At 68.3% G+C, this 21010-nt stretch carries 21 protein-coding genes; 10 read left to right on the plus strand and 11 right to left on the minus strand.

What is annotated here, in order from left to right; all coding sequences use genetic code 11:
* Nucleotides 1-13: 13 nt before the first annotated feature.
* The 3 genes from ABDC25_RS10850 to ABDC25_RS10860 all read right to left on the minus strand — a co-directional run bounded on the left by ABDC25_RS10850 (nt 14) and on the right by ABDC25_RS10860 (nt 5490).
* On the minus strand, nt 14-2614 hold the full coding sequence (locus ABDC25_RS10850) for a LuxR C-terminal-related transcriptional regulator (protein WP_347122941.1): 2601 nt from the start codon (nt 2612-2614) through the stop codon (nt 14-16).
* A gap of 101 nt (nt 2615-2715) precedes the next feature.
* A complete protein-coding gene (locus ABDC25_RS10855; protein ID WP_347122943.1) occupies nt 2716-3696 on the minus strand; it encodes an FUSC family protein in 981 nt (326 codons plus the stop codon).
* A gap of 117 nt (nt 3697-3813) precedes the next feature.
* Nucleotides 3814-5490 (minus strand): SulP family inorganic anion transporter, encoded by a 1677-nt coding sequence (locus tag ABDC25_RS10860; protein ID WP_167254427.1) that lies wholly within the window; start codon nt 5488-5490, stop codon nt 3814-3816.
* A gap of 186 nt (nt 5491-5676) precedes the next feature.
* On the opposite strand from ABDC25_RS10860, the gene ABDC25_RS10865 reads away from it, so the two are divergent.
* The 4 genes from ABDC25_RS10865 (at nt 5677) to ABDC25_RS10880 (ending at nt 8083) form a co-directional block, all read left to right on the plus strand.
* On the plus strand, nt 5677-6063 hold the full coding sequence (locus tag ABDC25_RS10865; protein WP_021198034.1) for an SHOCT domain-containing protein: 387 nt from the start codon (nt 5677-5679) through the stop codon (nt 6061-6063).
* Between the two features lie 92 nt (nt 6064-6155).
* Complete coding sequence (locus tag ABDC25_RS10870; RefSeq protein ID WP_208323576.1) at nt 6156-6620, plus strand: MarR family transcriptional regulator; 465 nt, start codon at nt 6156-6158, stop codon at nt 6618-6620.
* 27 nt (nt 6621-6647) lie between these two features.
* Nucleotides 6648-7625 (plus strand): zinc-binding dehydrogenase, encoded by a 978-nt coding sequence (locus tag ABDC25_RS10875; protein WP_347122946.1) that lies wholly within the window; start codon nt 6648-6650, stop codon nt 7623-7625.
* Between the two features lie 56 nt (nt 7626-7681).
* Nucleotides 7682-8083, plus strand: coding sequence for a RidA family protein (locus tag ABDC25_RS10880; protein ID WP_029258462.1), 402 nt, complete (start codon nt 7682-7684; stop codon nt 8081-8083).
* Between the two features lie 37 nt (nt 8084-8120).
* Here ABDC25_RS10880 and ABDC25_RS10885 read toward each other — a convergent pair whose 3' ends face one another.
* The 5 genes from ABDC25_RS10885 to ABDC25_RS10905 all read right to left on the minus strand — a co-directional run bounded on the left by ABDC25_RS10885 (nt 8121) and on the right by ABDC25_RS10905 (nt 12205).
* The gene (locus tag ABDC25_RS10885; protein WP_208323577.1) at nt 8121-9197 is read right to left on the minus strand and encodes a DNA polymerase IV; all 1077 of its coding nucleotides are present in this window, start codon (nt 9195-9197) and stop codon (nt 8121-8123) included.
* A gap of 45 nt (nt 9198-9242) precedes the next feature.
* Entirely contained in the window at nt 9243-9635 is a 393-nt protein-coding gene (locus tag ABDC25_RS10890) for a DUF1304 domain-containing protein (RefSeq protein WP_021198039.1), read from the minus strand.
* A gap of 52 nt (nt 9636-9687) precedes the next feature.
* Nucleotides 9688-10554 carry a CPBP family intramembrane glutamic endopeptidase gene (locus ABDC25_RS10895; RefSeq protein ID WP_347125983.1) on the minus strand — a complete coding sequence of 289 codons (867 nt, stop codon included), beginning with the start codon at nt 10552-10554 and terminating at the stop codon, nt 9688-9690.
* Nucleotides 10555-10574: 20 nt separating this feature from the next.
* A complete protein-coding gene (gene trmB, locus ABDC25_RS10900; protein WP_167254429.1) occupies nt 10575-11300 on the minus strand; it encodes a tRNA (guanosine(46)-N7)-methyltransferase TrmB in 726 nt (241 codons plus the stop codon).
* Between the two features lie 65 nt (nt 11301-11365).
* The gene (locus tag ABDC25_RS10905) at nt 11366-12205 is read right to left on the minus strand and encodes a DUF3097 domain-containing protein (protein WP_021198497.1); all 840 of its coding nucleotides are present in this window, start codon (nt 12203-12205) and stop codon (nt 11366-11368) included.
* 122 nt (nt 12206-12327) lie between these two features.
* Here ABDC25_RS10905 and ABDC25_RS10910 point away from each other — a divergent pair, with 122 nt between their 5' ends.
* The 4 genes from ABDC25_RS10910 to ABDC25_RS10925 all read left to right on the plus strand — a co-directional run bounded on the left by ABDC25_RS10910 (nt 12328) and on the right by ABDC25_RS10925 (nt 16486).
* Nucleotides 12328-14376, plus strand: a complete 2049-nt coding sequence (locus tag ABDC25_RS10910) for a TPM domain-containing protein (protein WP_347122950.1) — start codon at nt 12328-12330, stop codon at nt 14374-14376.
* Nucleotides 14377-14434: 58 nt separating this feature from the next.
* Nucleotides 14435-15178 carry a PspA/IM30 family protein gene (locus ABDC25_RS10915; protein WP_017831053.1) on the plus strand — a complete coding sequence of 248 codons (744 nt, stop codon included), beginning with the start codon at nt 14435-14437 and terminating at the stop codon, nt 15176-15178.
* Nucleotides 15179-15242: 64 nt separating this feature from the next.
* Entirely contained in the window at nt 15243-16046 is an 804-nt protein-coding gene (locus ABDC25_RS10920) for an arginase family protein (protein ID WP_347122952.1), read from the plus strand.
* A complete protein-coding gene (locus ABDC25_RS10925) occupies nt 16043-16486 on the plus strand; it encodes a Fe-S oxidoreductase (protein WP_136023746.1) in 444 nt (147 codons plus the stop codon). The genes ABDC25_RS10920 and ABDC25_RS10925 overlap by 4 nt, the downstream gene beginning before the upstream one ends.
* Before the next feature lie 76 nt (nt 16487-16562).
* On the opposite strand, the gene ABDC25_RS10930 is transcribed toward ABDC25_RS10925, so the two are convergent.
* Genes ABDC25_RS10930 through ABDC25_RS10940 form a run of 3 tightly spaced genes read right to left on the minus strand, consistent with a single transcriptional unit; the run spans nt 16563 to nt 18294 of the window.
* The gene (locus ABDC25_RS10930) at nt 16563-17033 is read right to left on the minus strand and encodes an SIP domain-containing protein (RefSeq protein ID WP_021198501.1); all 471 of its coding nucleotides are present in this window, start codon (nt 17031-17033) and stop codon (nt 16563-16565) included.
* 53 nt (nt 17034-17086) lie between these two features.
* Nucleotides 17087-17821, minus strand: a complete 735-nt coding sequence (locus ABDC25_RS10935) for a tyrosine-protein phosphatase (protein ID WP_347122954.1) — start codon at nt 17819-17821, stop codon at nt 17087-17089.
* Nucleotides 17818-18294 carry a carboxymuconolactone decarboxylase family protein gene (locus tag ABDC25_RS10940; protein WP_021198503.1) on the minus strand — a complete coding sequence of 159 codons (477 nt, stop codon included), beginning with the start codon at nt 18292-18294 and terminating at the stop codon, nt 17818-17820. Before ABDC25_RS10940 ends, ABDC25_RS10935 begins: the two co-directional genes overlap by 4 nt.
* Before the next feature lie 170 nt (nt 18295-18464).
* Here ABDC25_RS10940 and ABDC25_RS10945 point away from each other — a divergent pair, with 170 nt between their 5' ends.
* Both ABDC25_RS10945 and ABDC25_RS10950 read left to right on the plus strand, forming a co-directional pair.
* Complete coding sequence (locus ABDC25_RS10945; RefSeq protein WP_292774678.1) at nt 18465-19391, plus strand: alpha/beta hydrolase; 927 nt, start codon at nt 18465-18467, stop codon at nt 19389-19391.
* A gap of 92 nt (nt 19392-19483) precedes the next feature.
* A complete protein-coding gene (locus ABDC25_RS10950; RefSeq protein WP_167254435.1) occupies nt 19484-21004 on the plus strand; it encodes an ABC transporter substrate-binding protein in 1521 nt (506 codons plus the stop codon).
* The last annotated feature ends 6 nt before the right edge of the window (nt 21005-21010 follow it).

Here is a 21010-nt window from a genome sequence, read left to right on the forward strand (position 1 = left end):
GCGACGCACCGGTTCAGTCGATACCGAGAGCGAGCGCGGCCGCCGTCACTCCTTCGCGGTCGGAGACGCCGAGCTTCCGATAGATGTTCCGGACGTGGGTCTTCACGGTGTTCGGCGAGATGAACTCCTGCTGGGCGATCTCTCGCAGCGTCGCATTGCGGCTCAACGCGGAGAGCACGATGCGCTCGCGTCGCGTGAGTTCTTCGTCGATCAGCATGCCCGCAGCGGCGAGGCGCTCGCGGACGCAGTCGGCGAAACGCCCGCGGGAACCCGGGGTGGCGCGTGCGGCGAGCAGACGCGCCACCACCGGCCCCGCGTCGGCGAAACGCCGGACCAGCTCCTCCGGCTCCGCCAGCGCGAGCGCGAAGGCGAGAGACACCTGCGCCTGGTCCGGGTGCCCGGACTGCACGTCGAGGCAGGCCGCGACCAGCCACGCGTCGACCATCGATGCCGGCAGAAGACACTGCGAGCTTCCCTCCAGGACGGGAGCGAGCGCCTGACGGGCACGCGCGAAGTCCTGGTCGTGCAGTGCCGCGATCGCCCTGAGCAGGAAGACGTCGCCGGTCGAGCCGATCGCCCGCTCGATCTCGACGATGAAGCGGTCGCGGAGCGAGCGCTCCCCGAGTCGATCGAACGCCCGCACGGCGAATGCGCTCATCATCGCGTACCAGTGCACCGGAAGCGGCATGTCGGCGCGCGGCGCCAGGTTGTCGAGCAGAGCGGTGGCCGCGGCATGCGCGTCGATCGCGGAGTCGACTCCCAGAAGCGTGATCATTCCGCGGAGACCCCGTGCGATCGAGGGTTCGGCGCCCGATTCGATGATGCCGGCGGCGACCTTCAGCGTCTCGTCGACGTCGCCGACGAGCATCCTCTCGAAGGGAACCCAATAGCGCCACACTCTGGTGACCTCGTAGAACGAATCATCCGGGGTGCCGAGCTCGGCCCAGCGCTGATCGAGGCGCGCACCCGAACGGAGCACCTCGCCCATGCGACCGCGGAAGAACTCAGCGGTGTTCAGGATGGCCGCCGCCTGCAACTCCGCCGCTGCAGCGCCGGAGGCGATTGCGCGGTCACACGCCAACCGCGCGAATCGACCTGCCCGGTCGAGGTCTCCGACATAGAGCTCCGCCATGGCGGCCTGCACGAACACATAGGTGTCCAGTTGCGACTCCCCGGTCACCTCATCGAGCGCGAGCTCCAGCCGGTCGAGAGTTTCGGTGAGGCCCCCGCGCCGGACGGCGATATGCAGTTCCAGCCCCTTCCGCCACTGACGAACGGCCGCAGACCCCTCATCCCCCGGCCATGGCGGCGAGGAGTCCAGCAGGGCAGCTGCCGTGGAAGCGTCTCCTCGCGCGAGTCGCGCCGATGCGATCAACAGCTGCACGGAAGGTTCGGCCAGCACGGAATGCGGAAGCCCCGCTGTCGCGGAGATCACCTCGCAGGCATGCCCCATGAGAACGAGCTGCATCCCGCACTGTCGCAGGATCAGGGACATCGACTGCGCGTCGTGACTGCGCGTCGCGTGAGTGAGCGCGAGCCTGTGCTCCTGCTCTGCGGCGAACCACTCCGCCGTCACCTTCTCGAGGGACTCGACCGCCGCATCTCCGCGCTCCTTCAACCGGGCGTAGAGGAACTCCCGCAGCAGGGGGTGATAGTGATACCACCCCGGCTCGTCGCGGTTGCGACTGATGAGAACGTTGAGGCGGATGAGTTGCTCGATCAGACCCGCGGCCGGCGCTCCACCGATGAGCCGCGAGGCCAGTCGGGGAGTGAACGAATCGGGTACCGAGGTGAGCACGAGGAAGTCGCTGAGCTCGTGGTCGAGGTCGGCGAAGACCTCCTCGGCGAAGTAGTCGGTCACCGTGGGAGAATCGCCGCGCAGCGGGAGCACGGTCGCGAACGAATCGTGGAGCGCGGCGAGTTCGAGGAGACGCAGCCCGGTCGCCCATCCTTCGGTCCTGCGCAGCACGGACGTGATCTCCCCCTGTGAGAGGCTCACGTCCCGCGCACGGAAGAACAACCGCACCTCCGCCGGCGTGAAGGCGAGATCTTTCGCATCAAGTTCGAGGGCGATCCCGGCGATGCGTCGGCGCGCGAGCGGAACCCTGCGGGTTCCCCGTCCGGAGAGGACGACGTGCCCGTTGCCGGGAACGGCGTTCACGAAAGAAGTCAGCATCTCGGCGAGCCGATCGTCCTCGACGAGGTGGACGTCGTCGATGATGACGACGATGCGCCGCCCCGCGCCGCGGAGGGAGCGCGCCAGCGCGCGTGCGGTCTCCACCGACCAGCTGCCGGCGACCCGCGCCAGGCTCTCGCGGAGCCGTTCGTCATCGACGTCTGCCAGTGCGCTCCGCAACGGTTCGAGATCCATGTCGCCACGCTGCAGAGCCCACCACACCACCGCGGTGTCGCCATGGGCGTCCAATGCGTGAGCCCAGTGGACGAGCAGCCGCGTCTTGCCGGAACCGGCGGGCGCGGAGAGCACGGGCAACGTCCAGGGCTCATCCATCGCGGCGGTGAGTCGCGCCAGCAGTCGCGGCCGCGCGATATCCCCCGCGGTAGCCGAAACGACGAAAGCCCGCGACGATTGCGGATCCTGTCCATCTGATGCCATCGGAACCCCCCGTAACATGTTAGACGATACTCGACCCTCTCCCACTCGAAGTATCCCACCCCAGAGAACACGGGCTCAAGGAACTTTCGTCTAGCGTGGAATCACGCGGAGGAACGACGCCGAACCCTCGCGAGCAGCGAGACGATCGAGGGCACCACGGCTCCGAAGAAGAGAGCGAGTCCGACCCCGAGCAGCGTTTCCACGGCGCGCTCGACGAACCGCTCCGCCGGGGGCTCCGGGGACGTCGACATGATGAGCGTGAGAGCGAGGAACGTGGTGAATCCGGGCACGACGTACCAACGGCTCTCCTGAATCGCGCACGCCGACCCGATGACCAGTCCCACCACGATCCCCACGACCACGTCCGCCGGGTCGAGCACCGCCACGACCGCCGCCGCCAGTGCGCCGATCAGAACGGACACCGCACGCCCGATGCTGCGCGCGATGAGCTGCCCCCGCACCGGCCTCATCACCAGGAGCACCGCACCGGTCGCCCAGCCGACATGCTCGAGGTCCCACAGGAAGCCCAGCGCCGCGGCAGTGGCCGCACCCGCGCCGAGAAGGATTCCGTAGACCAGCATGGCGCGACCGCGCGGCACCGGCGGCGGCGGATGGGGCTCTTCGTCGCGTTCCGGCCAGAGCAGCATGAGGATCCACGCATAGATCGAACCGGCCACGATGCACGCCGCGAAACCGAGGGTGACCGGCGACCAGGTGAAGCTCAGCCCGATACCGGTCATCGGCAGCGCCAGGACCAGCAGGAGCTGACCCCCGCGTCCGCGCGTCGCGTTGACGCTCGCCAGGACCGCGAGCACGAACACCCCGACGACGGCGATGACGGACGAAGCCGCCAGCACGGACCCGAGCAGCAGCGCCATGGCGCTGAGCGCCCCGACGACCGGGATGATCGCTCGACTGCGCCGTCGCGGCGGCATGCCGAAAGCCGCCGCGGGCACGACCCCGATCCCGAAGGCGACCGCCAGCGACAGATCGAACGGGGCGACCACGATGGCGGGCACGGCGAAGAGCATGCCGAGGCCGAACCGAGACCACCGCCAACTCAGCCCTGCGCGGTCGTCCATCCTGTCCACCTCGGCCCCGCAACCGCCCGCTCGTCGCTCGACACGACCGCCCCCTCTCGTGGGGCTGCCCGCCGCTCCCACTCGTGGAGCCAGCCTAGGGAGGAGGCCGTCGGTGCGTCAGGGTGCGTCGTCCACTTCACCCTGGTGAAGGCTGGGCATCCCCGCATCGATCGCCGATTCGGCTGCGGTGATGCCTTCTCGCAACGTCCCGTGGACGCGCCCCGCCGATTCGAGGCCTGCGAACCACGGTGTGCGCTCCGCCACGACCTTGGCTGATGCCGGCACCGCAGCCAGGTGCAGCACGACCCCGAGCTGCGAGAGCTCGCGGTCGAGATCCTCCAGCGCGTCGAGCACGGTGATCGTCATCACCTCCTGCTGCGTCAACCCGAGCACGAGCGCGCGGACCGGAGCCCCCTGGGCCGCCACGGTCTCGAGGAGCATCCGCTCGTTCGCCAGGGCGTTCGCAGTGTAGAGACCGCGGTCCAGGCGGATGCCCAGCACCCCGCCGTCACCACCCACGATGGTCGCCTTCGGGATGTTGACCTCGCGCAGCACCAGGATCAGCGTCACGACGACGCCGACCGCCACGGCCGGGAGCAGACCCGCGGTGAGACCGAGGACGGCGACGGACGAGGCGATCCAGAAGTCGACGCGGCTGATGCGTGCCCAGCGCACGAGTTCCGGGATGTTGATGAGCCCCGCCACGGCGACGAACACCATCGCGGCCAACGTCGCCTCCGGCAGCAGACTGAGCACTGGGCCGAGGAAGAGGGCGACGAGGACGGCGAGGACCACGGTCACGAGGGTCGCCACCTGCGAGCGCGCCCCCGCGCTCTGATTGACCGCGCTCTGCGAGAACCCTCCGGCCGCAGGCATCGTTCCGAAGAAGGCCCCGACTGTGTTCGCCGCGCCGGTCGCAAGCAGTTCCTGGTCACTGTCGATCTGAGGCTCGGTGGCGACGCGAAGGCTTCGGGCGACGGCTGCGGACTCGAGGAAGGCCATCACGGCGATCGCGAGCGCGCCCGGAAACAGCACCACCGTCTGTCCGAAGTCCGGGATTCCTGGAACGGGCAGGCCGCTGGGCACCGGAGCGATCAGGTCGACGCCGAGCCGATCGATTCCGGCCAGCCCGACCAGGAGGATCCCTCCGACCACGACGACCAGCGTGCCCGGAACCTTCGGAGCGAAGCGCTTGAGCACGAGGATCACCGCGATGGAGCCTGCGGAGAGGGCGATCGTGGGCCCGTTCGCACTTCCGAAGGCCTGCGCCACCGCGCCGAGCGATGCGAGGAATCCATGACCGGAGAAGTCGTCGCTCTCGCCCAGCAGCTTCGGCAGCTGTCCGACCGCGACCGTCGCACCGACACCGATCTTCAGGCCGAGGACCGTGGCGCCACTGATGTTCTCCACGAGCGAGCCGAGCCGGCAGAGCCGGGCGATCAGCAGGATCGCGCCGACCAGCAGGGTCAGCATCATCAACGAACCCATCGCGTCCTCGGCCCCGGCCGCCACGCCCGCCGTGACCAGGGTCGTCGCCGTCAGCGTGGCGATGGTCGACGTCGTCGAGACGCTCATCGCCCTGCTCCCCCCGAGGAACGCGTACACGAGCATCGGCAGGATGCAGGTGTAGAGGCCCACCTGCACGGGCAGGTTCGCGATCGTCGCATAGGCCATCGCCTGCGGAATCACGACGGCACCGGCCGAGAGCCCCGCGATCACGTCGCGAAGGATCCAGGATCGTCGGTAGCCCACAACGGTGCTGAACAGCCACGGGGGTCGTCTCGTCACTGTCATCGGCCTCTCCGTCGTCGGGTCGTCAGAAGCGTACTGCGGCGGACACCGCGAGGAACACGGGTGAAAGGGTCCCACGCGCGGCTCACCCTGGTGAACTCCCGCCGCGGACAGTGCCGCCGGCCCTGCGCACCGGTAACGTCCGACGAGCCGCCGACTTCGCGCGGAACATCTTTTGAAGGAGTAGTCATGAGTTTTTGGGGATCGTTCTGGGACATCATCTGGTGGTTCCTGCTGGCGTTCGTCTTCATCTCCTACCTGTTCGCCCTGTTCGCCATCGTCGCCGATCTGTTCCGTGACCGGAAGCTCAACGGCTGGTGGAAGGCGGTGTGGATCATCTTCCTGATCTTCGTTCCGTTCCTCACGGTGCTCGTGTACCTGATCGCACGGGGATCGGGCATGGCAGAGCGGAGCAATGCGGAGGCCGCGAGCGCCCGCAGCGCGGCAGATGCCTATATCCAGCAGGTCGCCGGCACGAGTCCGAGTGAGGAGATCGCGAAGGCGAAGGCATTGCTGGACTCCGGGACGATCACGGCCGAGGAGTACAACACGATCAAGGCCAAGGTCCTCCGTTAGGACCGATACAGGGCGTGTCCGCGCACCGCGGGCACGCCCTGTTCTCCGTCATTCAAGTTGTGCACAATCGAATTGCATGCAATGATTTATCCATGCCGGTGACCGATGAGATGGTGTGCTTCTCCCTCTACTCCGCGGCTCGCGCCACCACGCAGGCATATCGGGCGCTGCTCGCGCCGTGGGGACTGACGTACCCGCAATACCTGGTGCTCGCCGCGCTCTGGCTCGACGGCGAGCAGACGATCGGCTCACTCGGCGAGGTGATGCGCCTGGATTCCGGCACGCTCTCCCCGCTCGTTCGGCGACTCGAGCAGGCAGGCCTCGTGGCGCGATCGCGGAGTCGCGAGGATGAGCGCGTCGTGACCGTGACGCTCACTGAAAAGGGGCGCGACCTTCGCTCCGAGGTCGCGCCGATCCATTCCAGGATCACCGCGATCTCGGGACTCCACGACGACGCACACCGCAGAGCTCTCATCGCCGAGTTGCACGACATCACCGATCGCCTCCAGCAGGCGACCATCGACCTCGGCAGCGCCCGCCCGGGCGACGCCCGCTGACCTCACCCCCGACAGAACGGAGCCGCCATGCGCGCACTCATCCACCCCACCTTCGGCGCTCCGGAGGAAGTCCTCCGCGTCGAGGACCGGCCCGTTCCGGAGCCCGGCGAGGGACAGGTCCGCCTGCGAGTGGTCCTCTCCCCCATCCACAATCACGATCTCTGGACGGTGCGCGGCACTTACGGCTTCACTCCCGAACTCCCTGCGGCGTCGGGCACAGAGGCGTTGGGCGTGGTGGATGCGCTCGGCGCCGGTGTCGAGAACCTCGCCGTCGGCCAGCGCGTCGCCACTGGCGGGACCTTCGGCGCATGGGCGGAGTACATCGTGACGAACGCCGCGGGGCTCATCCCCATCCCGGACGGGGTTCCCGATGAGACGGCCGCCCAGCTCGTGTCGATGCCGTTCAGCGCGATCACCCTGCTCGATTTCCTCGCGGTGAAGCAGGGCGACTGGATCGTCCAGAACGCTGCGAACGGCGCCGTCGGGCGCATGCTCGCGCAGCTCGCCTCCGCACGTGGTGTGAACGTGGTCGGCCTCGTGCGTCGGACGGCGGGCATCACGGAACTCCATGAGCAGGGCATCGACCGGATCGTCGCCACCGATCAGGCCGATTGGAAGGCACAGGTGGAAGCCCTCACCGGCGGTGCCCCCGTCGTCGCCGGTGTCGACTCGGTCGGCGGCGCTTCTGCGGGCCAGGTGCTCTCGTTGCTCGCCGAGGGAGCAACCCTGGTCGCCTTCGGCGCGATGGACTCGCCCATCATGGAGATCGCGTCCTCCGATGTGATCTTCAAGCAGGCCACGGTGAAGGGTTTCTGGGGCAGCAAGGTGATCCCCCGCCTGGACGCGGATACGCGCACCGCTCTGTTCGGCGAGCTCTTCCAGCGTCTCGCCGACGGCAGCCTCACCCTTCCCGTCGCCGGCATCTTCGACGCTGCCGACATCAGCGCGGCCGTGCAGGCGAGCGATACCGCAGGGCGCGTCGGCAAGGTGCTCCTCCGCTTCTGAGCGCGTGCGCCTCCGAGGAGCTCTCCGATGTCGGTACCCCAAGGCAGAGTGTGCGCATGAACATCACACTCACTCAGCCTGAAGGGCTCGTCGCGAGTCCGGCATTCAGCCACGTGGCGGTCGTTCCGCCTGGAGCGACGACGATCTACATCGGCGGCCAGAACGGCGTCGACACCACGGGGGCCGTCGTCTCCTCCGATGCCGGCGAGCAGTCGCTGCGCGCGGTGGAGAACGCCAGGATCGCTCTCGAGTCGGTCGGTGCCGGACTCGACGACGTGATCAGCTGGACCGTGCTGATCCATCAGGAAGCGGATCTGCGCGCAGCCTATGGAGCGGTCGCCTCGAGGCTCGCCAGGGAAGGCGCCCCGCCCCTCGTCACGGCTGCGCTGGTGGCAGGGCTCGGGGTGCCCGGTGCGCTGATCGAGGTGAGCGCCGTCGCCGCCGTCGTCCGGGACTGATCGAACCCCGCGCTTTTGGGGGCGTGCGGGACGGAGGTCAGATCCTGCCACGCACCGGAGTGCGCTCCGCATCGTCGGCGCCGTCCGGCATGGTCATCTCCGCGCGCACGCCCAGCAGGCGAACCTCACGCTCGGGATCGAGCGTCGCGCCGAGTGCTGCCGCGGCCGCGACGAATTCCTCGCGATCCGTGGTCGGCCCCGGAAGCGTGCGACCGATCGTTCTGGTCTCGAACGGGGCGTACCGCACCTTGAGGTGCACACGCACGACGGGTCGCCCTTCGGCGGCGCAGTCCTGGAAAGCCTGGGCGGCGAGTTCTCTGATCGCCGTCTCGACCTGATCCGGTGTCGTCAGGTTCTGCTGGTAGGTCATCTCGCGGCTGTGGCTACGAGCGACCCATGGGGTGTCGTCGACGGTACGCGGACCGATTCCGGATCCCAAGCCGTGATACCAGACCCCCATCCGCGGTCCGAACTCCGCCACCAGAGCCTGCTCGTCCGCATCGGCCAGCTCGCGCACGGTCAGGATGCCGTGAGCGGCCAGTCTCCTCTGCACCTTCGGCCCGACACCCCACAGCTCGCGCGTCGGCCTGTCTCCCATGATCTCGAACCAGTTGTCCGCTGTGAGGCGGAATATGCCGCGGGGCTTGCCGAATCCGGTCGCGATCTTCGCCCGCACCTTGTTGTCGCCGATCCCCACCGAGCAGTGCAGCTCGGTCGCATCGAGCACCGCGGCCTGCGCGGACCTCGCCATCGTCTCCGGATCGTCCGTGGTCACGCCGAGAAAGCACTCGTCCCACCCCACGATCTCGAGCACCACATCCGGCAGCGCCCGGAGCGCGGCCATCACCTCACCGGAAGCCAGAGCATAGGCCTCGTGGTCGACGGGGAGGAAGACCGCGTCATCGGGTGCCTTGCGTGCGGCGATCTTCAGAGGCATGCCCGAACCGATTCCGAAGGCGCGCGCCTCATACGAGGCGGTCGACACGACGGCGCGCTCGGTGGGGTCTCCCCGACCACCGACGATCACCGGGAGGCCGGCGAGCTCGGGCCTGCGCAACACCTCGACCGCGGCGATGAACTGATCCATGTCCACGTGCAGCACCCAGTCGGCCATGCAACGAGTGTGGTCGCTGACGGCGCGGATGTCACCCCTCGAGCATCAGCTGATCGCGACGCCGATCGCCGTGGCGACCACCGCGAGCAGTGGCAGGGCTCCCTGCATCGTGGCCGCGCGCACTTTGGTGCGGTCGGACAGCACGAGCACCAGCGCGGCGGCGAGCATCATCGCGGTACCGGCGAAGACGAGTGTGAGCCCCACCGTCTCGGCTCCCACGATCACGAGACCGATGCCGAGCAGGGTCGTCAGCGCGAGGAAGAGGTTGTAGAACCCCTGGTTGAAGGCCAACTGCTTCATGGTGACCGCATCGGCCTCGCTGGCGACGCCGAAGATCTTCCGCGTCTCGGTATCGGTCCACCTGAGCGACTCGAGCGCGAAGATGAAGACGTGGAACGCAGCGGCGGCTGCGGCGAGGACGAGACCGACGATGAGCATGGGCTGATTCTCCCGTTCCGAAGGGTCGGGAGCAAGCTGACCGCGATCGGGGCTACACGAGGAAGATCGGCAGCAGTCCCGGATTGTGTGCGTGCACCAGCACGGCGAACACCACGGCGTCGAACAGCAGATGCACCGTGACGACATAGGCGAGCGAATGCGTGCGGAGGAAGATGTACCCCTGCAGCAGGGCGAACGGGATGGTCAGCAGCGGTCCCCACTCCCGGTAGCCGAGCTCCCAGAGGAACGAGACGAAGACGATCGCTTGGAGCAGGTTCGCGACCAGGTCCGGGAAGTGGCGTCGCAGCAGCGCGAACACCGTACAGATGAAGAACAGCTCGTCCCAGATGCCGACGGCGCCGACGCCGACGAAGAGCCTCGCGATGAGGTCGGGGGTGTCGACCACCGGCCAGTTCTGATAAACCCCGCTGGTGATGAAGTAGAAGGGCAGGATGAGCCAGCCGAGCACCAGCACGGCGACCAGCCAGCCCCATTGCAGCCGACCCCAGCGTCTACGCGTTCGCCACGGGAAGCTGATCGCGCGGTCGCAGTAGACGAACCGCGAGATGACGTACGGCACGGCGACCGCCCCGCCGAGTGCAAGAGTGAAGCGCAGCATCGCGAGGTTGTCGAGCTCCGCAGCCAACGGGATGATGCTCACGATCAGAAGACCGATCGCGATCAGGGAGAGATCCCTCGTGAGAGACGGCGGCCTGTGCACTCCGATCACCCTCGCGGTCTCCAACCGAGACCCCACGCGCACGACCTCGTCCTCGGCGCGGCGGCCGCGCTCGATCAGACCCGCCACAGCGATGCCCGCCGCGAGCAGCGTCCAGCCGATCCAGGGGATCTCCAGCACGAAGAATGCCGGAGCCGCCGCACACACGAGCAGCGCCGGCACGAAGCCCAGCCGCTGCATCGTGTCACGCCGCACGTCGGTCACGCGCGCGTCCTGCGCCGATACACGAGGTCGCGGATGTCCCGTCCCTTGGCGATGCCCTTGCGCTCGAATGCGGTCATCACCCGGCCGTCGAAGCGGTCAGCCCATTCCCCGTCGAATGCACGCTCGAACAGCGGCTCGGCATCGAGCACCTCGCGCATCTGCAGCGCGTAGTCCTCCCAGTCCGTCGCGAGTCGCAGCAGTCCGCCGTCACACAATGCTCTCGCCGCGGTGTCGCCGAAACCGGGGCGTACCAGACGTCGTTTCGTGTGCTTCTTCTTGTGCCACGGGTCGGGGAAGAAGATCCACACCTCCCGTGCCGCAGCCTCGGGGAGGAATGAGGCGAGCACCTCCGGCGCGTTCGCCTCGACCACGCGCAGGTTGCGGGCACCCTCGCGATCGGCGTCGAGCATCGTCCGCGCGAGTCCAGCGCGGAACACCTCGACGGCGAGGAAGTCGTCGTCCGGGCGCGACGACGCCGCGGCCACGATCGCATGCCCCTGCCCGGAGCCGATCTCCACGTAGAGATCGGCCGAGCGTCCGTACTCGGTCGCGGGGGCGAGACGGGCCTCGGGGTGCACGGACGTCCAGGCGACGTCTCGCGGCACGTCGAGCAGGTAGTGCGCGCCGAGCTCGGAGAACGCGCGCTCCTGGGCGTCGGACATCCGACCGCTGCGGCGCACGAACGACACCGGTTCGTCTCGGAAGGTACGGGGTTCGGGCATGAATCCAGGGTAGCCGTCGGCGTCGCGGCGTCCGGCGCCTCGGATACCTCCCGCGAGAGCCGCGCTCAGTGCGTCGGCGCCGTCACGAAGTCGATGAGTTCCTCCACACGGCCCAGCAGGGCGGGTTCCAGATCCCGATAGGTCGTCACCTTCGAGAGGATGTGCTGCCAGGCGCGCGCGGTGTCGGCCTGCGTCTCGTGCGGCCACCCGAAGGCACGGCAGATACCGACCTTCCACTCGATGCCGCGCGGGATCTCCGGCCACTTCGCGATGCCGAGGGCTCGCGGCGTGACGCACTGCCAGACATCGACGAAGGGGTGACCGACGATGCGGAGATGGCGACCGTGCGGGCCACGGGCGACCGCATCCGCGATCCGCGACTCCTTGGAGCCCGGGACGAGATGGTCGACGAGAACTCCGTAGCGTCGCGTCGCGCTGGGTGGTTCGGCTGCCAGCAGATCGTCGAGCAGATCCACCCCCTGCAGGAACTCGACGACCACGCCTTCGACCCGCAGATCTGCACCCCACACCTTCTCGACGAGCTCGGCATCGTGCTTGCCCTCGACGAGGATACGGCTGGGCAGCGCGACGCGGGCGCGCTGATCCGCGACCACGAAGGACCCGGATGCCGTCCGACGCGGGCCCTGGGCCTTCGCCGCGGGGACGACCAGACGGACCGGTGCGCCGTCGATCAGGAATCCTCCGCCGAGGGGGAACAGGCGTCGACGTCCGCCCCGGTCCTCCAACTCGACGTTCCCACCCTGCACGCGGGTCACGGCACCGCAGAAACCGTCGTCGGCGACCTCCACCACGAGATCCGTCTCCGCCGCGACCTGCGGCACCTGCTTCGCGCCGCGGTCGCGCCAGCCAGTGGCCAGCACATCCGAACCGTACATGTCGTCCATGCCTCCCAGCGTATGTGTCTGCGCTGAGGGCGAACGGAGAAGCACCATCGAGTGCTGTCGCGTGTCGGATCCAGTGCATAGACTCGTGGCATGGGGCTCGGCTGCCGGTCGGAGGGAACACGATGACGAAACGGTGGCTCGCGCTGGCCGCACTCACGCTCGCCGCGGTCGCCGGAGCGTTCACCGCCTCCGCGGCATCGGCCACCGATCCGCTCACCCTCGATGCCGGGTACGTCACCGATCAGGCGGGTGTGCTGAGCGCCGACGAAGAGGCCACCGTCGAAGCCCGGCTCCAGGAGCTCACCGACAACTCGAACGCCGACCTCTTCGTCGTCCTCGTCGACGACTTCACCAATCCCAGCGACAACGTGCAGTGGGCGGATACGGTCGCACAGGACAACAATCTCGGCACCGAGCAGTATCTTCTCGCGATCGCCGTCGACGGCCGGAGCTACTACATCTCCGCCGCCCCCGACGGCCCCGTGAGCTTCGGACAGCTCGACAGCATCGAGGACAAGATGGTTCCCTTCGCGTCCGACGGCGACTGGGTCGGAGCGATCACCCTCGCCGCCGATGAGATCCAGGGAGACGGGGGCGCCGGCGCGCTCCGGATCGGCCTGATCGTCGTCGCGATCGTCGTGGTCGCGCTGCTGGTGTGGCTCGTCGTCGCTCTCGTGCGCCGCGCGCGCCGCCGCGCCGAGATCCGTGAGCGCGGCGCCATGCCCGAGACCCCCGATCCCGCCGATCCCTTCTCCGCTCTGACCGATCAGCAGGTCGAGACACAGGCCGGACTCGCGCTCGTGCAGGCGGACGATGCGATCACCTCGAGCCGGGAGGAACTCGGCTTCGCCATCGCCCAGTTCGGCGAGGGCGCGACCGAGGAGTTCACGCGCGTCGTCGATGCGGCGAAGGCCAAGATCTCCGAGGCCTTCGACCTGAAGCAGAAGCTCGACGACGAGATCGAGGACACGATCCACGACCGCAGGGCGTGGCATATTCGCATCATCCAGATCGCGGACGAGATCGACGACATCCTGGATGACAACACCGCCGCATTCGACGAGCTCCGCAAACTGGAGCAGAACGCCCCGCAGGAGCTCGAGCGGGTCCGTCGTGAGCGCGCGGCGCTCGACCCGGTCCTCGCCGCGGCCGCTCCAGCCCTCTCCGCACTCACGTCCAGCTACGCTCCGGCGGCGCTCGCGATGGTCGCGGACAACCCCGCACAGGCCCGCGAGCGAGCCGACCTCGCGGATCGATCGATCGAGGCGGCGGCGCAGGCGATCGCGGCCGGCCGTTCGGGCGAGGCGGCGTTCGCGATCCGCACCGCAGAGCAGTCGGTGGCGCAGGCGGCACAGCTCGCCCAGGCTGTGACGACGCTGGGCACCGAGCTCTCGACGATCGAGGCGCAGTCCCAGGCGCTCGTCACCGAGCTGCAGGGAGACCTCGCGGCGGCGCAGCAGCTGCCCGATCCTTCGGGAGCGATCGCCGGCGCGGCCTCCGCGACCGCACAGCAGCTCCAAGTGGCACAGACCGACCTCACCGGCTCCACGCGTAATCCGCAGCGCGTTCTCGAGGCGCTCACCGCCGCCAACGAGCAGATCGATGCCGCGATCGCTCAGGGCAGGGAGGGCATCGAACGCGCGCGTCGTGTGCAGCAGATGCTCGATCAGACCCTCACTCAGGCGAACTCCGAGATCCGCGCGGCTCGTGACTTCATCGAGACGCGCCGAGGAACCGTGGGCTCCACCGCCCGCACCCGCCTCGCGAACGCGGAGGCGAGCCTGACGCAGGCGCTCAACCTGCGGGCGACCGACCCCGACGCCGCGCTGGCGGAGGCAAACCGGGCGCTCGCCTTGGCAGGCCAGGCGACGTCGGCTGCGCAATCCGATGTGCAGGCGTACGCCCCTCCCGGTTACGACCAGGGCGGCTTCGGAGGCCTGTTCGGCGGATCCGGGTCGTCGTCCAGCGGCTCGGGGATCGGCGGGGACATCCTCGGCGGCATCATCGGCGGGCTGCTCGCCGGCGGCGGAAGCGGCGGATCCTCGCGCCGCGGCGGCAGCAGCGGCTGGCGCTCTTCCGGAGGCGGAGGCTTCCGCAGCTCCGGGTTCGGCGGAGGCGGCGGATCCCGCAGCAGCGGCCGCAGCGGCCGCTCGGGAGGTAGACGCTTCTGATCCCCTACACAGACACTTACGACAAGCTCTCGAAGACGCCCTCTGAAAGGAACCACGCATGACCAAGCAGTCCATCTTCGGACGTATCTCGACCCTCGTCCGCGCGAACATCAACTCCCTGCTGGACTCTGCGGAGGACCCGCAGAAGATGATCGACCAGCTCGTTCGCGACTACACGAACAGCATCGCCGACGCCGAGTCCGCGATCGCGGAGACGATCGGCAACCTGCGCCTGCTCGAGCGCGACCACGAGGAAGACGTCCAGGCGTCGACCGAATGGGGCAACAAGGCCCTCGCCGCCAGCCGCAAGGCCGATGAGATGCGCGCGAGCGGCAACACCGCCGACGCGGACAAGTTCGACAACCTCGCCAAGATCGCCCTGCAGCGCCAGATCAGCGCCGAGCGCGAGGCGACCGGTGCTGAGCCCCAGATCGCGGCGCAGACCGAGATCGTCGACAAGCTCAAGAGCGGCTTGAACGGCATGAAGGACAAGCTGGTCGAGCTCAAGAACAAGCGCAGCGAGCTCCTCGCGCGCGCCAAGGTCGCCGAGGCGCAGACCAAGGTGCAGGACGCTGTCGGCTCGATCAACGTGCTCGACCCCACCAGCGAGCTGGGCCGGTTCGAGGACAAGGTCCGCCGCCAGGAGGCCATCGCGCAGGGCAAGATCGAGCTCGCAGCGTCGAGCCTCGATGCCCAGTTCGAGAGCCTGGAAGACCTCGGCGAACTGACCGAGGTCGAGGCACGTCTCGCCGAGCTCAAGGCCGGCGGCAGCGCTCCCCGCCAGGCCATCGAAGGCAACTGACACGACCGGCGGATGCCCCGGGCAGCGCGCCGGGGCATCCGCCCTCTCTTCTTCGGAGGCACCCATGGTGCGATTCCTCGTCATCCCGCAGTGGCAGGGCTCGCCCGCACCGCGCGCGATGCTCCTCACCGACGGTGCTGCAGCGATCGCGGGTGATCTGCCGCGGACGGCGACGACCGTGCTCGATGTGCCGGTCGAGGCCGGTGAGTCGTTGGGAACCGGGGTCCGCCGCCTGAGCGCCCTGCTACGCACCCGTGAGATGGTGCACGGGCACGTCGACGCCGACACCGTGGTGATCGGCGGGGACTGCAGCGTCACCGTCGCCGCCCTCGACGCCCTTCCCGGTGGCACCGAGGGTCTCGCGGTGGTGTGGTGCGATGCGCACGCCGACATGCACACCCCGGAGAGCTCACCGTCGGGTGCCTTCTCCGGCATGGCACTGCGGGCGCTGCTCGGCGAAGGCGAGGAGCAGCTCGTGCTGTCCCCCGCGATCCCGGTGAGCCGTGTGGTGACCGTCGGCATGCGCAACCTCGATGACGCGGAGGTCGAACAGATTACCCCGCTGACCAACCTCTCTGTCGACGACCTCGAAGACCCCGCGGCGCTGCTCGATGCCGTCCGCGCGACCGGGGCGACGCGGGTGTGGGTCCACATCGACGTGGATGTGCTCGATCCCTCGGACTTCTCCGGCGTGTCGTCGTCCGTGCCGTTCGGACTCTCGCCCGCGGCTCTGAGCACTGCCATCCGCGCGCTGCGCAGCGAAGTGCCGCTGGCGGGCGCGACGATCGCCGGGTTCGCTCCCCGGTCTCCGGCCGACGCGGTCGACGACCTCGGTGCGCTGCTGCGGCTGGTCGGAGCGGTGGCGTGACCGCCGCCACGGACTGGCGGCCGGCCGCAGAACAGGCTCTCGCTCGCGGAAGACGCCTCGACCGACGGATTCCCTCTTTCCTGCTGCGCTCTCCGATCAGCCGCCTCGGCTACGCCTGGGGCACGGCCATCGGGTGGATCTGGGGCTCGCTGTGGAGCACCGGCCCCGTCGAGCGGCGCGAAGGCTTGTGGATCTTCCAGGGCATGCCCTCATGGACCTTCAATCGCGGCGGGGTGTGCGTCGGCGGCTGCTTCCTGACGGGTGGCACCCGCCCCAGCGAGGCGGTTCTCCGCCACGAGGCCGTGCACAGGAAGCAGTGGCTCCGCTACGGCTTCCTGATGCCGGTGCTGTACCTCTTTGCGGGGAGGAACCCCCTACGCAATCGCTTCGAGATCGAGGCGGGACTCGAAGACGGCAACTACGTGCGCCGCACGCGGTGACGGGCTGACGGCCTTCGCATGGGCGTGGGCCACTGGACGGCACGTCAACATGCCGTGAGCCGCCTGCGCGTGTGGATCAGCGGTCGGCGGGCAGCAGGCCGAAGCGCTCGGGAGCGTGGATGAGCGCCGGGGAGATCTCCAGCGCACTCGTCAGGTGGTCGATGATGTCGGCCGTGCCGAGGTAGCTGCCGAGCAGAGTGACGTGGGTCTCGATCTCGTCGTCGCACATCATCTCGTCGGCCCACGCGCAGGTCGCCCTTGCCAGAGCCTGACCGGGTGCGCACGCCCGACCGCTTCCGGGAGCACCGGACCGCTGCTCACGAGCGAGCCACGTGACCGTCATTCGACCAGGAGCATCGATCACGCCGATGTCGGCGACCTCGGGCACCTCGATGAAGATACGACCCGACGCGCACAACGGCAGCGTGGTCAGGAACACCTCGAGCTCAGTGAGCGAGTGCTCGTCTGCCGTCACCAGGTGATGGGAACGCTGACGTGCCGCGCGACGTTCGGCGCGCGTGCCGCGAGTCTCGAGCGAGGTGTCCATGGTGTCTTCATCGTACACCAAGTGAAGGCTTGCCTAACCTTGCATCAGCTCGGTCATCGCCGGGAGCTCTCGGTGGAGGAAGCCGGTTCGACGAGCGCCGCCACCAAGGCGGCCAGTTCGGCCTCGGTCATCCCCTGCGCGCGCAGGTATGCGGCAGCAGACCCCCACCGTTCGTCGACCTGCTGCAGCAGACGACGCATCACGGGCGCCGGGGACTGGGTCGCGAGCGCCACCGCGTGCACGGCCTCCGGGTGCTGGGTCCGCAGGTACTCGGCGATCCACCGCGTGCGCTGAGCAGGAAGCTGCGACTCGGTGAGCGCATAGTCGGCGATCACGGCCTCGCGATCGGCTCCGACGGCGGCGAGAGCGAGGGCGACGGTGACGCCGGTCCGATCTTTGCCGACGGTGCAGTGCACCAACGTGCACTCTCCCGCGGCGATGATGCGGATGGCGTCGACGAGTCGATCGCCGCTCTCCTCGAGCAGATGCAGATACAGGTCTTCGAGACTCGTGTCGGCCTCGAAGAAGGATCGCACCGAACCCAGGAACAAGGGAAGGTGCGTGGTGTCCGGCCCCTCGATCTCCGTGGGTTCCGCAGCGACCTCTTCGCCGTCGCGCAGATCGACGATGTGCCGAACCTGTGCCCGCAGCGCGGCGGCGCCGGATGCGGTCGTACCCGAGAGCTGTCCCGATCGCAGCAGCACCCCGGAACGGATACGACCACCGTTCGCCGGCATACCCCCGACATCCCGGATGTTCGAGACACCCTCGACCTCGAGGATCGTCATGCCTGACCCTTCGGATCGCGAGCAGGAACGGGGTAGCGTCCCGCGATCACGATGCGGTTGAAGGCGTTGATCGACACGCAGGCCCAGCTGAGCGCCGCGTACTCCTTCTCGGTGAACACACTTCCCACCTGGTCGTAGACCTCGTCGGAGATCCCGTCCTCGGCGATGAACGTGAACGCTTCGGCGAGCTCGAGGGCGGCGCGTTCCCGCTCGCTGAACACACCGCTCTCGCGCCACGTGGGGATCTGCGTGAGAGTGTCGGTGTCGACCCCCGCCGCCACCGCTCGGTCGACATGGATCCGCGCGCAGTACGCGCAGCCGTTGAGCTGCGAGCAGTGGATCATGACGAGCTCCTTGAGGCGGTCGTCGATGCCGTTGGCCGCGCAGATCTGCCCCACGGTCTTCGAGAACGCGTCAAGCGCCTGGTACGCCGTCGGCTCGGTCTTGGACAGGTGCACACGCGTCTCGCTCATGACTCCATGATATTCGGCGAGCATTGCCCACGCTCCGACTGACGCGTCTGCAGGAAATGCATATTGACAACAGGAGAGCGAAACATAGAGACATAATGAGCAACCGACCGCCGCAATTGCTTGTCGTAATGGTCCTGCATTTCTTGCGCGTCTGCGCGAGGGCGCAGAATGTGGAGGTGGCGATCGACATCAGCGAGTTCAGCTATCTTCCCGCACAAGCCGAAGCACTCGGCGTGCCGTTCCCGGCGGTGGAGCGTCTCACCCTTCCGCTGCCGGACGGACGCACCCTGAGCGCCCTTCGTTTCGGAACCGACGAGCCGCGCGTGACACTGCTGCACGGAGCGGGCCTGAACGCGCACACCTGGGACACCACATCGCTTGCGCTGCAGCAGCCGCTGCTCGCGATCGATCTCGCCGGGCACGGCGACTCCTCCTGGCGTGACGACATCGACTACACGCCGCGAACGCTCGCCCGCGACGTGGCCGCCGCGCTCGACGCCTGGGCCACGCAGCCCCAGGTCGTGGTCGGCCAGTCGCTCGGAGGACTCACCGGTGCCGCGCTCGCAGCCGCACGACCCGATCTGGTGTCCGAGCTCATCATCGTCGACATCACGCCAGGGATCGACGTGACAGCCGGACCCGCGGCGCTGCGCGAGTTCTACGCGGGCCCGACCGACTTCGCCACGCGGGACGAACTCGTCGACAAGGCGATCGCGCTCGGCTTCGGCGGATCCCGCCCCGAGACCGAACGCGGTGTCTTCCTGAACACGCGCGTACGCGAGGACGGACGCGTGGAGTGGAAGCACCACTTCGCACACCTCGCCGCCCAGGCTCTCGCCGCTCACGACCCCGGATCGGCAACCGCCCCGTCGGTGCTGCACGAGACGGGCTGGGATGACCTGGCCGCAGTCCGCGCGCCGATCACCCTGGTGCGGGCCGCACGAGGATTCGTCAGCGAAGCCGATGCCGCCGAGCTCCAGCGACGCGTGCCTGCGGCGCAGCTGGTCGTCCTCGATGCCACCCATAACGTGCAGGAGACGGCACCGACCGCTCTCGCCGGTCTCATCGGCTCGGCAGCACCCGCCGCCGGAATATGACTCTCCGTTCCATACACGACCCTCACCCCGCCTCACATCTCTAGGCTCGATTCCACGGCACACAGCAGCTGCCGCACCGAGAGGAAACGCCCATGTTCCGACGCACCCGACGTCTCGCGCTGATATCCGCGCTCGCGGCCACCGCCATGATCCTGAGCGCCTGCTCCGGCACCACCGAGCCCGAGCCCAGCAGCGCAGCGGGAACACCCGACCCGAGCGCCACCCTCCACGTCGGACTCGTCCTCGAGCCGACCAATCTCGACATCCGCCACACCAGTGGTGCCGCGCTCGAGCAGATCCTGATCGACAACATCTACGAGGGTCTCGTCACCCGCACGCAGGACAATGAGATCGAGGGTCGCCTCGCCTCCGACTACACCGTCTCGTCCGACGGTCTCACGTACACGTTCACCCTGAACGACGGCGTCGTCTTCCACGACGGCACGCCGCTCACGTCCGCCGACGTCGTCTCCTCGTACGAGACCGTGCGCACGGATGCGACCGTCCAGGGCAACGCGGACTTCGCCTCGGTGACGGCGATCACTGCACCGGACCCGACGACGGTCGAGATCGTGCTGTCCGCACCGAACCAGAACTTCCTGTTCGCCCTCACGGGGCCCGCCGGTCTGGTGTTCAAGACCGGAGACACCACCGATCTGAAGACGGCCGAGAATGGTACCGGTCCCTTCACTCTGACGCGCTGGAACAAGGGCAGCACCATCACCTTCGCGCGCAACGACGCCTACTGGGGCGATCCGGCCGGCGTCGCTCAGGTCGAGTTCCAGTACATCCCCGACTTCACCGCGGGGGTGAACGCCGCGCTGGCCGGCGACGTGGACGTGCTCACGGCCGTGGATCCGAACCTCGCGCCGCAGCTCGAGGACTCGGGAGACTTCGCCCTCACGACCGGGCGCACCACCGACAAGGCCACTCTCGCCTTCAACAACAAGAAGGCCCCGCTCGACGACGTCCGCGTGCGCGAAGCACTCCGGCTCGCCATCGACCACGAAGCTCTCATCGAGGCGGTCGGCGCCGGCACCGCGCTGTACGGGCCGATCCCCGAGCTCGACCCCGGCTACGAAGACCTGTCCGACGTGATCTCCTACGACCCCGAGAAGGCCAAGGATCTGCTCGCAGAGGCCGGCCAGAAGGACTTGGAGCTGACGCTCACGATCCCCTCCTTCTACGGCACGACGGTGCCGAAGGTCCTGATCTCGGACTTCAAGAAGATCGGGGTGACGCTCGAAGTCAACTCCGTCGAGTTCCCCACCTGGTTGGAGGACGTCTACACGAACCACGACTACGACCTCAGCTTCGTTCTGCACGTCGAGCCGCGGGACTTCGGCAACTTCGCCGATCCGGACTACTACTTCGGCTACGACAACGCCGAGGTGCAGGACCTGTATGCGAAGGCACTTGCCGAGGTCGACCCGGACAAGTCCGCGGACCTGCTCGCGCAGGCCGCACGCATCGTGTCGGAGGACCACGCCGCCGACTGGCTCTACAACGGCGAGACGATCACGGCGGTGAGCCCGATCGTGGCCGGCTTCCCCGAGGACTCGATCAACTCGCGCATCAACCTCGCGGGCGTCACCGTCTCCGCCGAGAAGTAGCGAGCG

It is taken from the genome of Microbacterium sp. SY138 (assembly GCF_039729145.1).
Lineage (GTDB): Bacteria > Actinomycetota > Actinomycetes > Actinomycetales > Microbacteriaceae > Microbacterium > Microbacterium maritypicum_A.